This is a genomic window from Pseudoalteromonas luteoviolacea H33-S, assembly GCF_001625695.1.
Taxonomy (GTDB): Bacteria; Pseudomonadota; Gammaproteobacteria; order Enterobacterales; family Alteromonadaceae; genus Pseudoalteromonas; species Pseudoalteromonas luteoviolacea_B.
The window spans coordinates 271,131-284,902 of record NZ_AUXY01000035.1; the positions used below are offsets into that span (position 1 = coordinate 271,131).

At 43.1% G+C, this 13,772-nt stretch carries 15 protein-coding genes; 9 read left to right on the forward strand and 6 right to left on the reverse strand.

Going from position 1 to position 13,772, the window contains the following annotated elements; genetic code table 11:
• Nucleotides 1-62 precede the first annotated feature (62 nt).
• Nucleotides 63-245: an alternative ribosome-rescue factor A gene (locus tag N477_RS02970; RefSeq protein WP_063361116.1), complete on the reverse strand. Its 183-nt coding sequence runs from the start codon at nt 243-245 to the stop codon at nt 63-65.
• A 190-nt stretch (nt 246-435) separates the two neighbouring features.
• Between N477_RS02970 and N477_RS02975 the strand changes: the two genes are divergently transcribed.
• The 6 genes from N477_RS02975 to N477_RS03000 all read left to right on the forward strand — a co-directional run bounded on the left by N477_RS02975 (nt 436) and on the right by N477_RS03000 (nt 5,950).
• Complete coding sequence (locus tag N477_RS02975) at nt 436-1,392, forward strand: alpha/beta fold hydrolase (protein ID WP_063361117.1); 957 nt, start codon at nt 436-438, stop codon at nt 1,390-1,392.
• Between the two features lie 240 nt (nt 1,393-1,632).
• Entirely contained in the window at nt 1,633-2,541 is a 909-nt protein-coding gene (locus N477_RS02980) for a LysR family transcriptional regulator (RefSeq protein WP_063361118.1), read from the forward strand.
• 66 nt (nt 2,542-2,607) lie between these two features.
• On the forward strand, nt 2,608-3,378 hold the full coding sequence (locus N477_RS02985; RefSeq protein WP_063361119.1) for a lipoate--protein ligase family protein: 771 nt from the start codon (nt 2,608-2,610) through the stop codon (nt 3,376-3,378).
• Nucleotides 3,379-3,462: 84 nt separating this feature from the next.
• Nucleotides 3,463-4,170: a hypothetical protein gene (locus N477_RS02990; RefSeq protein WP_063361120.1), complete on the forward strand. Its 708-nt coding sequence runs from the start codon at nt 3,463-3,465 to the stop codon at nt 4,168-4,170.
• 213 nt (nt 4,171-4,383) lie between these two features.
• Nucleotides 4,384-5,019, forward strand: coding sequence for a protocatechuate 3,4-dioxygenase (locus N477_RS02995; protein WP_063361121.1), 636 nt, complete (start codon nt 4,384-4,386; stop codon nt 5,017-5,019).
• A gap of 145 nt (nt 5,020-5,164) precedes the next feature.
• Nucleotides 5,165-5,950, forward strand: a complete 786-nt coding sequence (locus tag N477_RS03000; RefSeq protein WP_063361122.1) for an ABC transporter permease — start codon at nt 5,165-5,167, stop codon at nt 5,948-5,950.
• Between the two features lie 38 nt (nt 5,951-5,988).
• On the opposite strand, the gene N477_RS03005 is transcribed toward N477_RS03000, so the two are convergent.
• A complete protein-coding gene (locus N477_RS03005; RefSeq protein ID WP_063361123.1) occupies nt 5,989-8,046 on the reverse strand; it encodes a S9 family peptidase in 2,058 nt (685 codons plus the stop codon).
• Nucleotides 8,047-8,375: 329 nt separating this feature from the next.
• Between N477_RS03005 and N477_RS03010 the strand changes: the two genes are divergently transcribed.
• Nucleotides 8,376-8,582 carry a hypothetical protein gene (locus N477_RS03010; protein ID WP_063361124.1) on the forward strand — a complete coding sequence of 69 codons (207 nt, stop codon included), beginning with the start codon at nt 8,376-8,378 and terminating at the stop codon, nt 8,580-8,582.
• A gap of 87 nt (nt 8,583-8,669) precedes the next feature.
• On the opposite strand, the gene N477_RS03015 is transcribed toward N477_RS03010, so the two are convergent.
• From N477_RS03015 to N477_RS03030, 4 genes are all read right to left on the reverse strand, one after another.
• Entirely contained in the window at nt 8,670-9,671 is a 1,002-nt protein-coding gene (locus N477_RS03015) for a tetratricopeptide repeat protein (protein WP_081216390.1), read from the reverse strand.
• A gap of 90 nt (nt 9,672-9,761) precedes the next feature.
• A complete protein-coding gene (locus N477_RS03020) occupies nt 9,762-10,142 on the reverse strand; it encodes a DoxX-like family protein (protein WP_063361166.1) in 381 nt (126 codons plus the stop codon).
• A gap of 8 nt (nt 10,143-10,150) precedes the next feature.
• Entirely contained in the window at nt 10,151-10,624 is a 474-nt protein-coding gene (locus N477_RS03025) for a DUF2269 family protein (protein WP_063361125.1), read from the reverse strand.
• A complete protein-coding gene (locus N477_RS03030; RefSeq protein WP_063361167.1) occupies nt 10,624-11,745 on the reverse strand; it encodes a saccharopine dehydrogenase family protein in 1,122 nt (373 codons plus the stop codon). Before N477_RS03030 ends, N477_RS03025 begins: the two co-directional genes overlap by 1 nt.
• Nucleotides 11,746-11,995: 250 nt before the next feature.
• On the opposite strand from N477_RS03030, the gene N477_RS03035 reads away from it, so the two are divergent.
• Together N477_RS03035 and N477_RS03040 are read left to right on the forward strand one after the other, a co-directional pair.
• The gene (locus N477_RS03035) at nt 11,996-12,691 is read left to right on the forward strand and encodes a LipL32 family surface lipoprotein (RefSeq protein WP_063361126.1); all 696 of its coding nucleotides are present in this window, start codon (nt 11,996-11,998) and stop codon (nt 12,689-12,691) included.
• 199 nt (nt 12,692-12,890) lie between these two features.
• Nucleotides 12,891-13,328 (forward strand): nuclear transport factor 2 family protein, encoded by a 438-nt coding sequence (locus N477_RS03040; protein WP_063361127.1) that lies wholly within the window; start codon nt 12,891-12,893, stop codon nt 13,326-13,328.
• Nucleotides 13,329-13,772 lie beyond the last annotated feature (444 nt).

Genomic DNA, 13,772 nt, shown 5'->3' on the forward strand with positions numbered 1-13,772 from the left:
CTCCAAAATTTCATGCCATGAATACGATTTAAAAAGCCTTATTTTATGGCTCGCCGCGTATATTACGCTGCCATAAAATAAGGCTCTTGGCCTTGATGCTTCGCTTTGCGACGAAAGCTCCCTTTGCCTTTTTTCGCTTTCTCAACTTTGCTCTTAAATACTGGACTAGTTACCAAAGCTTTCAAGGCATTATCTTTAATCTCGCCACGATGATGTTCATGGCTATGATGTACTTTTTTATTCATCATTCATCCTATTAATACGGTTGTAAAATAACAATTGATATTCACAATAGCTGCCAATTTCTACCGCCTGATATGTACCATAGTCGGCGCTATCAGCATCCAGTATACACCCTTCTAAAACAAATTAGTTCATAGGCATTTGCTATTTTTACGCCTAAACTGCACTCAGGGCTTTTGCAATTATATCACTATGAAATCAATCTCTATCAGCAGCAATATTTCTATTAGCTATCAAGATGAAGGGGATAAAAACAGGCCTGCTATTGTCTTGATCATGGGGCTTGGTGCGCAGATGACACTCTGGCCCGATGCACTCTTTTATGGCTTGGTTGAGCAAGGCTTTAGAGTCGTTCGATTCGATAACCGAGATGCAGGCCTTTCAACCCAGTTAGAGCAATATGGTACCCCTAACTTATTTAAAACCTGGATTAGCGCGCGGTTGCCGATGCGCACTAAAGTCCCCTACACGTTAGAAGAAATGGCCGAAGATACCTTGGCATTAATGAAAGCCTTAAAAATAAAAAAAGCCCACCTTGTCGGTGCCTCCATGGGCGGTATGATTGCCCAGCTTATTGCCGCAAAGCAGAAGAAAAAGGTGCTTAGTCTCACTTCTATTATGTCTTCTTCTTCCTCTCTAAAGTTGACTCATTCCAACCTAAAAGTCTTCTTGCAGCTCGCTAAAATGCGCCCTAACAAACCGAATAGAGATGCCGCAATTCGCTACAATATCCGCCTTAATCAGTTGATCGGCAGCCCAGCTTACCCCCAAGATGAAAAAACACTGAAAAGTCAGGCAATTGATACCGTTGAGCGCGCAAACAACCCTCACGGCTTTCATCGCCAATTTGCCGCGATGGCTGCAAGCGGTAGTCGTCAGGATCTGATGGCCAAAGTTAAGGCACCGACCTTAGTGATACACGGTGAGTCAGACCCCATAATTCCGAGCCAAGAAGGGGTGAAAACGGCACAGCAGATCCGGAAATCAAAACTAAAAATCGTCCCAGGAATGGGTCACAACATTCCGCCAGAGTTGGCGCCCAAAATGATCAAATGGATAACGAAGCACGTGCGTAAAAGTGAGCTTAAACGCGCTAAAAAACAGGCTGAAAAAAGGCAAAAAGCGCATTGGGGATCAGCGCCCTTCTAGCAATAAAAAAAGCCCATTCACGAACGAATGAGCCTCACTGCTTGGGAGCACCTAAATTACGCGAGAGAAAGTTTACTGTACCTGAATACTAGAAAGCTTTTCCGCTAAAGTACTCAAAAAAATGAAAATAAGCGCTTTAGAGCAGCGCTATTAATTTTGTCTGAACAATATGAACCTGATGCTTTTTTTGTGTAATATGCTTATCACTCAATCCTTATACATACAGCAAATAGGTGGCTCATGCTTAAAGTAACGCTCGAGCAGTGGCGTATGTTTAAAGCCGTCGTCGAGCATGGCGGTTTTAACCAAGCTTCGGCTCAAATTCATAAGAGCCAATCAAGTATTCACAACGCCGTGAATAAAATTGAAACCTCTCTTGGCGTCAAGCTATTTCGTGTCGAAGGCCGTAAAACGCTCTTAACGCCTGCCGGTGAATTAATGCTGCGCCGAGTTGATTACCTGTTAGAGGAAGCTTCAAAAGTCGAAACCATCGCAGAGACGCTCGCAGAAGGCATTGAGACTAAACTGCGTATCGCCATCGATGCCATTTTCCCATCGCACTTACTGTATAAGGTGCTTGATAAAGTATCACAAGAATTCCCATTTCTGCGCATCGAACTTGTCGAGTCTGTACTCAATGGGGCCAATGAGCAGTTACAAGGTGGCTTAGTTGATATCGCCGTCTCTGCTTTTACCCTTGAAGGTCTATTTAGTGAAGAGTTATGCCAAATTGAGTTTATTGCCGTTGCAAGTCCCGAGCACACACTCAATCAAACTGAAAAAGCACTGACCTTAGAAGATTTAAAGTCTCATCGCCAGATTGTCGTAAGGGACTCTGCGGTATCAAAAAGTCATGACTCAGGCTGGCTGCAGGCCTCTCAGCGCTGGACAGTAAGCCATATGCGCACTTCTATTGATATGATAAAAAATGGCTTTGGTTTTGCGTGGCTGCCAGTGCCTTTAATTGCAAAAGAACTGCAAAATGATGAGCTTGTCCCACTCAACCTGCACTCGGGTCAGACACGAAAAGTACAGCTGCATCTCACCTTTGTCGATGGTGATAGCCTAGGCCCAGCAGCCAGAGCATTTTTAGGTGAATTGCGTTATCAAAGTATGATGATGCCAACGGCAGAGACATCAAACTCATAGTAAATCACCATGCCATATCGGCGTCTATACTAGAGAAGGTGTCATGATAATTAGGGACAAGTACATATGAATGAAAAAGAATTAGCAACCCAGCTGTATAGCGCCTATTCATGGTCTGTCCTTAATGAGCCCATTGAAACATCTACTGAGCGCGCACTAGAGCAAGACTCAATACTACTGATGCAAATTGCTAAAGGCACACAGCCTGCCACAATTAGGTTATGGGAGTGCCCTCAATCATTGATAGTCAGTCGTAAAGAAGCCAAGTTGCCGATGTTTAACGATGCCTGCGATACTCTCGCACAATTAGATTGGCCAGTGTCAGTTAGGCAAAGCGGTGGGACTGCCGTCCCTCATGGTCCCGGCATTTTAAACTTCTCAGTGATTTTTGCGCAAACAAAGTCACAGCCCCTGGACTTGGATGCCATTTATATCGCTTTATGTGAACCCATTCGCAGCGCACTGCGCAGTCTTGGCTTACAAAGCGAATATGGTGAAACACCTGGCGCGTATTGCGATGGTCGCTTTAATCTCAATATAGATGCATTGAAAGTCACAGGTACTGCGCAGCGAGTCGCCCTATCGCCAAAGAATGAACAGGGTTTATACCGCGCAGTTTTGGCACAAGCAATGATCATGATAGAGGCGGACCCCCATGACACAACCGCCGTCGTCAATCAATTTTATCAACTTGCAGGTGCTGATAACCGCTACGACCCACATGCTTCAACCAGTGTAGATAGGCACCTAGCTGGCCACTATCCAAATGGGCAGCTCACTGAGGTTTTAAGAAAAGAGATCCTCTTAGCACTCGAAGAGTTTACAACGCCTTTATAAACTTATAAGGCAAATTCGCCTTTCATCTTCACGACTATTTCACGCTACGGCCTGCAAAGTAATACGCAAAAAGGAGGCCGTTTTATGTTTCAACCGTTCAGATGCATTGCCATCATTTGCTCACTTATTGTATTCACCAAACCTGCCATGTCTGCATCCAGCGAACATATTCAGTTAGTGGAGTCTGCACTTGAGCATTTTTCTCAAACCAACAAGCAACACTGGTCTTACACAATTCATAGTATTGAAATTGAAGAAGGTAACAAAACCGAAATTCATGCCAAACACCAGCCCAACAACGCCCCCTATCTGCGCTGGCAACTACTTCAGCTTAATGGCCAGCAGCCATCACCAAAACAAGCCAAAGAGTTTGCACAAAAACGTGAAAATGAAGGCTTTTCGATCAGCATTAAGGAGCTGGTGAAAACGCACTCTCTCACCCTTGTTCAAGAAACCCCCAACAGTATCACCTTAAGCTACCCTGTTGAGCTGGCCGATCTCGGCAGTGATGCCATTGGCAAGCTAACCGGTCACATTAAAATTGATAAAAGCAATCAGCATATTGAGCAAATTTCTGTACACAATACCGCCTCATTCAGCCCTGTTGCACTGGCAGAGATCAGCGAGTTTAACCTTGATATGCAATTTATGACGGTGAGTGATGCTGTTCTTATACAGCAAACTCAAATGGACATGCGGGGGACTTTTTCCTTCTTTATTGACATAGAGGAAACATCCACCGTGACCTTTGACAACTACCAATACCAACCACAGTCTTTAAATAAAAAATAAGTTTAAATTTCAACATACTAAAGCTCTATTAAAACTCTATGATTTAAAATAATAGAGAAATACTAAGACACGGCTGACCTCAGCATCTAATACTCCATTTGCTTTTTGCACCCAATTTACATTTGCACGCGACAATGGTCATTACTGGCCAATTGCGTGGGCATGACGTAACGTCTGTAAGGGTGCTTTAACCATCTTGCAGAAGGATTAATAATGACAACACTCAATCGCCGTCACTTTATTCGCAATTTAACGCTCGGTTCACTTGCGGGCCTTGTTGGAACACATGTACAAGCACGCGCCATAACACCAAAAGAGATGGAGGGGCCTTACTACCCGATTACGCCACAAAAAGACAAAGACGCTGACTTAACGCAAGTTGCCGGTAAAAAAGGTAAAGCAAACGGCACCGTCATAGACATATTTGGCCAAGTATTCGATGACCAAGGCAATGCCATAGAGGATGTCACCATTGATCTGTGGCAAGCCAACAGCTTTGGAAAATACCATCACCCCCATGACAACAGTGATGCCCCAGTTGATGCCCACTTTCAAGCTTGGGCAATTATACAAACCAAAGCACAAGGGCACTTTCGTTTTAAAACTGTGTTCCCAGGGGCTTACCCGCTCAATGCAGCGCAGCAGAGAACACCCCATATTCATCTAAAAATATCAAAAAGAGGCTATCACTCGCTCCTTACGCAAATGTATTTTCCCAATCACCCACTCAACCAACAAGATGGCTTATTCAGACGTAAAACGCCTGAAGAGCAAGCCTTAATGACCGCAAAAACCACCGAAATCGCCAATCAATATCGCTACGATATTGTGTTAGCCAAAGTGGTGTAATTTAATACCCTGCAGACTACATAACCAGATAAAATCAATGCATATGCCTGTATGACACTTAAAATAAAAGTGTCATACAGGCATGTTAGCGTGAGCGCTCAGTTAATTAATTCCTGTATTAGGCTCAGACAAAGTAGTTGGCAGTATGCAAAGCGTCATAGATATTCAATGGTGGCAGTTGGCTCTTTTCAGCCTCACGTTGATCATCCCTTATTACATAAATAGGTACTATCAGCTGGGCTTATTAAAAGAAACCATAATCAGCCTGAGTAGAATGACATTACAGCTCATCTTAATCGGCCTATACCTAGAGTTACTTTTCGATCTCAACAGTGTTTGGGTAAACCTCGCCTGGATGATGGCCATGGTACTTGTCGGCAGCAGTGCCATTATCAACAAGGTGCCTTTTCCAAAATCTATGATTTTATTTCCTGTGGCAATTAGCTTAGTTGCAGGACTCTTGCCGCTAATGGCAATCCTTGCCTTGGGCATTATTCAGCCAGAGCCTTTTTACCACGCTCGTTACGTTATCCCTTTGGCAGGTATGCTCCTTGGCAACAGCATTTCCAGCAATATCATCTGTCTACAAAGTTACTTTAGTGCACTGCAAGAACGCTGGCCCGAGTATCAAGCCGCATTGGCGCTGGGCGCATCACCAAGCGATGCGACGACACCTTTTGTACAGGATGCTTTGACCAAGGCGATGTCACCCATTCTCGCCACAATGGCAACGACGGGACTGGTGACAATTCCAGGTATGATGACAGGTCAAATTCTCGGTGGGGCATCGCCTATGGTGGCGATTAAATATCAGCTGATGATTATGTTGGCTATTTTTGTCATGATGAGCATCACCATCACCGTCAGCTTATGGCTAGTTGCCAAACGCAGTGTGTCTGTAGAGGGTAAGCCACAAGTGAGTCTGACTTAACTAAAGTTAGGGCAGCAAAACACTGCCCTATTATATTTTTATTTATCCGCTTCGCGGTATTTTTCAAACCATGCCACAATATGACCCACTTTTTGGATCAAGTTACTTGGCCTTGCAGCAATACCATGACCTGCTTTAGGAATACGTACCATGGCGGTTTCCACATTGCGTAACTGCAATGCTTGATAGTATTGCTCTGTTTCGCTCATCGGAGTGCGGTAGTCATTCTCACCCGTTAACAACATGGTTGGTGTTTTCACATTACCCACCAGCGACAAAGGTGAATGCTTCCATAAATGCTCTGTTGCTTCCCATGGCATGCCCGGCATCCAATATTTCGCATAGTAGTTGTAGGCATCTGCGGTTAAAGCAAAGCTTATCCAGTTAATCACAGGCTTGGCAACCACCGCCGCTTTAAAGCGATCTGTATTACCAATGATCCACGCTGTTAACACACCGCCGCCTGAACCACCTGTGACAAATAAATTATCTTCATCAACAAACTTTTTAGCCACCATACCATCTACAACATCTATCAAGTCATTGTAATCCTTTGATGGGTAATCGTGATGAATTAGGTTTGCAAACTCCTGACCATAAGACGTACTGCCTCGTGGGTTTGCCCACACTACAACATAGCCCTTAGATGCCATCAGCTGTACTTCTGTACTGTAGTTTGGCCCATATGCCGTATGTGGCCCGCCATGGATCTCTAAAATCATCGGGTACTTTTTAGTGGCATCAAAGTTAGGCGGTAATGCATACCAAGCTTGAATATCACGACCATCCACAGATGACTTTACAGTGATAGGCTCAACTTTTGCGATATTTTTGTGATCTAGTAAGTCAGCATTTAAATCTGTAAGCTGAGTGACCTTTTGGCGCTTATCAACCAAGGCCAGATCAGCTGGACGCTCTGTATCATCGGTTGTTACTACCAAGCGACTACTGCCAGCAACGGCAAATTGACCAGATGTGTATGGACGCCCTAAAGACTGCCCGCCTAGTTTAGCCAGTTTTTCCGTCACTTTGCCTTTTAAAGTCACGTGACCCACATACTTTTGACCATGGTCATCATAGCTAAAATAAAGCCCGCGCCCTTTTTTATCCCACTGATGTGAGCTAATTGGGCGGTCCAACGATGCGGTTAGGTTAACTGATTTTTCGCCATCTAAATCCATCATGTAAATATCAAAGTTTTGGCTTGATAAGTGCTTATTTTCATAACCTAAATAAGCAATCTTATCTCTTTGATAACTAATTTTGGGGCGATATTCTGGGCCATTCACATCCGTGATTTGTGTGATCTGACGATCGTGAATATCCACGCGGTATATGTCTGACTGGCGCGGTTTATTTTGCCAATCATCGTGTCGGTTAGCGTTAAAATAGAGTGATTTACCATCCTCACTCCAAGTGAGGTATGAGCGATGATGGAACGCACCTTGCGTTAATTGACGTGGCGTCCCCCCTTCAGCTGGCACCACGTACACATGATGATAACCCGGTTTAACAAAGCCGCCGCCATCACGCTTATAAATCATCTCATCGATATAAGTTGCATTCCCAGCCCATTGCGCGCCTTTCGGCTTTTTAGGCATATCCTTAAACAGGCCACTTTTGCTCTCGGGCTTAAACATGGTAAATGCTATCCACTTACCGTCTGGTGACCAACTTATGTTACCAACACTTTGATGTACATTGGTGACACGTGCGGTTTGCCCCGAATCTAACCAGCGTACATATAATTGATTATCGCCTTCAGCATTGGTGATATAAGCGAGTCGCTTACCATCCGGTGAATATTTGGCACTACGGTACTGGTTTTTACCAGATAAAACCGGCTGATGTGTATTGGTTTTTAAATCCACTTCCCATAAGTTTATGCGAGTGCTGTCAGCCATAATATCCATGGCTCTGCGCTCATAAATGACCTTGTAACCATCAGGGTGTACTTGTGGCGCCGCTGCGTATTCGATATTGAATACATCTTCATACTGCCACGTCTTGTCAGTATTGATATCACTTGCCAGCGCGGGCAAAGCAAGCATTTGAGCGCCAAGCAATGTCAGTGATAGTTTGTTGTTATTTTTCATAATCAAACTCTTAATTTTATATTCACCGCCTGAATACCTAAGGCATCCCTCTTAAGGCGATTGGTTTTGTTATGTTATATCAATTTTATCGTCAATTCTAAGATGCCTTAAACTGAACTGCGATTCAAAGCAACTGCGACTAATCACTACCACACCCGATGACTGAGTGTATTTGTGTCATTTCATGGTCACATCATCAACAATTAAACGCTAGCAATCCACATACCAACTAAGCTAAAAGTACGATTATCAAAAAATTGCAATTGACTGATATTGGGTAAATTGTGACTCTTATTGCGCAGTACAAAAAACAAACAAAAGGATATAGCATGAAATTAAAATTAAATAAAAAAGGCATTAAGCAACTTAGCCAAAAACAAATTAACTCCGATGCGACAAAGCAAGTAGGGGGCGGTGCCATTGAATCTAAAGATTATTGGTGTCAGTCTGGTCAAATGCCATGTTGGACGAATGGGCCATGTATCACAACGCCATACAAAGGCTGTAATACACGTGGCTGGTGTCAAGATTATTAATCTCTAGCCGATTCCCCTGTTAATGAATGCCGCGTTTGCTGTACGGCATTGATAAGTATGTTAGCCCAGCCAAAAATAAACATTCAATTACCATTCACAGCGCTTTACTTTTTCGAACCAGGGGCGATTAAAACGTTTGATTTTCGGCTTCTCAATCACTGGGACTGATATATCCATGCCTGAGGTTAAATGTAGCAATACCAAGGCTCTAATTCTATCGTCATCTAATTGGTTATACGCACTGATAAGCTGCGCTTTTTCTTCTCGAGATAAAGGCTCTCCATGCATATGTTTAAAACGGGTATTAAGCCATAATAATAATGCCTGTTTAGCTTTGTTGGGAAAAGCCTGTGCCAAGGTTTCAGTCGGGCTATACAGCCTTTGGAAATTCACCCACTGCTGCTGAACAGCAAAAACAAACAATAAATTAATACCCGCTGATATTTGACCTGAACGCTTATCTATATTTTGATACCCAGCTAACGCGATTCTAAAGTGCTGTTCAGCTTGCCCAATATTTCCCTCCTCTAACGCTATCATGCCTTGGTTATTCTCTATGATTGCCAGTAAATTTTTCCTATCCGCGATACGTGCAAGGCGTTTCGCTTTGACATATAACGACTTGGCTTTTTCTAACTCATCAAGCTGCCGTGCAAGCAACGCGAGGCTATTAGTTATCGTCAGTTTTTGACGATCATTGATGGCATGCTTGTAAGAACATTCAAGGCTGGCTTGCGCATCATTGATATAGTGATTTTTTCGCAGCCAAATACCTGTCGCACTGGTGATAGAAACCAGTTTATCAATAAAATAAGGGTGTTTTTGGTGGTGAAAGATCACCTCTAAAGAATCTATTAGCTGCGTCATATCTCCCGTGGGTACTGACGCTCGCATGGCCGCTATATGCCACCTCAATTGCTGGATGTCCGTTAACGAATGCACATGTGGTATCGCGTTGAGTAGCTTTAATGAGCGGGAAGGTTCGACACGCAAGTAATCCTCCGCCTCTTTGATTATCTCATCAAGCGGTGCCGCAACCACTGAACTGGATAACAGTCCAACCAAGATAAACTGAGCAGCTGTTCGCACACCACCTCCTCACTGTTCCGATACTTATAAAATATAGATAGATGGCGGATAATATTCAAAACATCGAATATACCGAACACATAAATCGTGCTACTTCTCACTTTCAGCGGCATTGTGATAAACACACATAATAAGTACGATGATAGGGAAGTTTTTAGTCACTGGACCAAAAGGGTGCAACCAAAATGAAGCATCAATAAGAGTCAAAAGAGCACTGTACATGAGGATCACACTCACCTGCACCAAGCAACATAGTCTGACGTAGCGACGTGTCAAAACCCACAGCCCGAGCGCAACGTCCAGTGCGCCACCGCCATACACAGCCGCCTGTGCAACAAGCCCAGTAATATCTGCGCTTGCCAAAATATCAAAACCAACCTCTGGGGCAAAAAATACCGATGTAAGACCGGTAAACACCCAAACAAACGCCAAGCTATAACTCGCATACAAGTCAAGTTTATGGGCTTTCATTATCATAATCACACGACCGATAAAGGCTTAAATACCATCAAGGCAAGTAAAATCAAAATGGCTGCAAATGCAGGAATACCCAATAACGTCCACCGTCGCATCAGTTTTTTAAACTCGGCGGAGACTTCACCTTTTTGCACTTCGATCTGTGCCAACGCACGCAGGCGATACTGTATTTTCAACACTGGAAGCCAGCACAAGCCTATGAACGCAAACAGCCCTGCAACCGTTAAAAACCAAGGAGAGTCAAAAGCGTAACCGAGCAAATGCATCAAGTATAGGCCACTGATTATTTGCGTGATCACCGCTGGGGTTGTGAATAACCAATCTCCTAAAACAACATGCTGAGTTGTCACATAAATTGCTTGAGGATTATTGGAGCGATTCGCCATAAACATAAAAAAAGCAATGCCCGCGCCTGTCCCCATCACCACTATCGCGGCCAAAATATGAATAAACTTTGCGATAAAGTACGGTTCCATCACTCCTCCACTTGCGTCTTTTGATATATTTCAAATGTTTCAAAATACGGCTCAAATTCAGATAACTCTAACAACCCTGAACAGGGAAGCGCCCCCGTTTTATCCAGTGTTTCATTGAGGAGCTTTTTTGCAATAATAATGGTGGAAAGTGTTGGAATATAAGGCCCTTGTCCATTTGGAGCATACAGACGCCAAATCACTTTACGCGGTTTTTCACTCTCTGCTAGCCCTGATATAGATACTTCCATAGCACCAATATCACTACCAAAATGTAAAAAGCAATTACTCAGTTTATCTAACTGTTTTGCAAGTGGAGACCAATTTTTTACTATGCCCCACTTAGCTAATGCAGCCATCCCCACCATGCCCCAATGCAACAATGGCAGCTCCAACCCGGCTTGAAAGCTCACTCGATCAGCGACAGCATACCGCTTAGGGAAAAGTGCCAAATCTGGCACATCGACATTGGCTAAAAGTCGGCGTTTGGCGATACCTCCAAAGTCATGACTCTTTGCATCCATCCAACCATGGATTGATTGCCACCGTCCCTCTTTAAACACCTCAAATGGATGACCTGTATAGGTTAAAATGGCTGCAATTGTCGCCACACCTCTTTGCGCTTGGTTTCCCGGAGCAATGGCAATATCGATACTTTGAATACTCTTGAAAGCAATTGAGTATTTATCAATGACAGCTGAGGATAACCCAGGTACTGAGCTGGCACCGCTGACAATCAACACCCCTTTAGTGCTCGCAGCCCTATCAAGAGCGCTAATATCGCACACATACCGTCTATCATCGGCCAAATCTATGTAATGAGCACCAGAAGCAATACACGCTTGCGGCACTGTATAATTCTGACCTTGGTAAGGTCCACTGGTATGGATCACCATAAAAGGATTCTGGGCAGCAAGTCGCTCGGTAAAGTCATCTGCGTGAATATCCACTTGCCAAGGTTTGAGCACTGCACGTGATTGGTTTTGCAGCTGTGCAATACATTGCTGTGCCTTAGCCTCGTTTCTTCCTGCTATCAGCAAAGTAATGTCATGATGTGATAATGACTCAGCAATGCGTTTACCAAAATTACCATACCCACCAAGTATGATGACTACCTTTGACATGATTGCTTCTCCACAGCTAAATAGTGCATTGACACATTGCAGATCTACTTGCATCAAATCCACTAAGTGATTGGTATTTATCCCTTTTGATTTATATTCAATGTACCTAAAACACCTGTCCGAATAAAGCATTTAATCACGTAAAATACCGGCATCCTCTCTGTAAGAAAAAAACCACCCAATTCACATTGCAATGCCTTAAAACACAACTATGCTTGCTTTGATTTTAATCAGAACAAGGAGTTATTTAATGACGCTTAAATCCACTGGAAAGGTAATTGCTGTACTTTCTCTCACTACTTTAACTGCATGTATGAGTACTTCATCGTCACCCTATTTAAAAAGCTCTATTTCTGAAGGGGTTGGACCACTGGAAGTGCGCGCTCCTTATGCCAATTACGTGAATTATTTTGGCTACGTTGATGCCACTGTACAGCCTGAGGGCGTGTATAAAGGCAAAGATACCTATTACTTATATGCTTGGGTACCAGCGGCTGTAGATGAAATTGGTATTTCAATGCAATCTCCCGTTGAATCACAGCCAACGGATAAGGACTTTGTCCATACCAACTTTGCACCGGGTATGGAAAAAGACAAAGCAAAGTTTTTCGATACTTACATTGTGTTTGATCGTATGAATATCATCGATAGTAAAAGCATTGCTCAGGGCGGAAAAGTGCTGCAACCGCTGGGGTACAATGATGACACGCGAGAATTACCCGCTAACCCAAGTGGGGCATACTACAACTCACTGTTAAGACAAACCACAAACTTAAACAACCCTACGGAATCACTTGTTCGTGGCGTCTACCGCATTTCTTTTACCTCATTTCGCTCACAAGTTGAGGGGTCATTTGAAGCAACCATCGGTACTAATGTCCCGGGCGTAAAAATTGCGGCTTCACTTGAGGAGCTTCATCAATTGGTTAATGACGGTAATTTATAGCCCGAAAAAACCATTGGATGACCTATTTTCGGTCATCCACTTCAAGTTTATCACGTCCATGCCTCTTTTAATTTATCGTTAGACTGCCTATTTTTTGAGCCAGCGCGACTTGTTCCTTATATATTAACAGTCTAGGCTATTAAAGATGCCCCTAAAGCATCATAAGATGATACTAACTATAAAGAAGAAGGATTTATACATGAAAACTGCAACGCGATATTGCTTATTATTCCTCACGCTACTTCATACCTCTATTAGCTGGGCTAAAACCGACGATGAAGTAGAAATCAGAGAAGTTATCCATACCTATTTCCAAGCATTTTCCGAAGCAAAAGCGGAAAATTTACACAACGTTTTTTTGCCGAATATGGATATGATAGGTAATGTCAGAGGGAAACCTTGGAAATTTGAAGGCAGTAAATTAGCGGAAGGGTTAAAATCTCGTGAGCCAGAAAAGTTAAAAACAAAAATCTACTTTATTGACATCACTCGCGACTCTGCAATCGCAAAAGTTTATAACGTCAATATTGAAACAGGTATCGCCTATACAGACTATTTATTTTTTCTCGAGGTAGAAGGCAAGTGGAAAATAGCGCACAAAGGGTATACCCGATTTAATGAGAAAGTGAGCAAATAACGTATCTATTCTACAAAAGGCAGGTAACTAGATGCGTTTAGCCTGCCCCAGACAAAATGTTTCAAAGAAATCATGCATAAACATCGCCCATACTTACCCAGTAAATTTATGTGCTTTAAATTGATAAACAGTATTGCTCGATTCTGATATTCAGTGAAAAAAGCGCACGAACGTCGGCTGGAACATTCACTAGCGCATTAAAAACACAAACGGCTCCGTACCTAACCAAAGTCACCAAAACCTTGGCACAACGCTTTTGATATCGACTTCACAAAGCCACACCAATGCTTATTAAACGGTTTATTCGAGCTGATATCTGCTCAATCAGAACCGCGTAACCCCATACATACCGAGTTGACTTTTGGTGATGAAAAATATGAAAAAAGTCATTAAAATTAAAGAAATAACAAACTTTACCTGCATCTAGCCAATGCATAGCAGCCT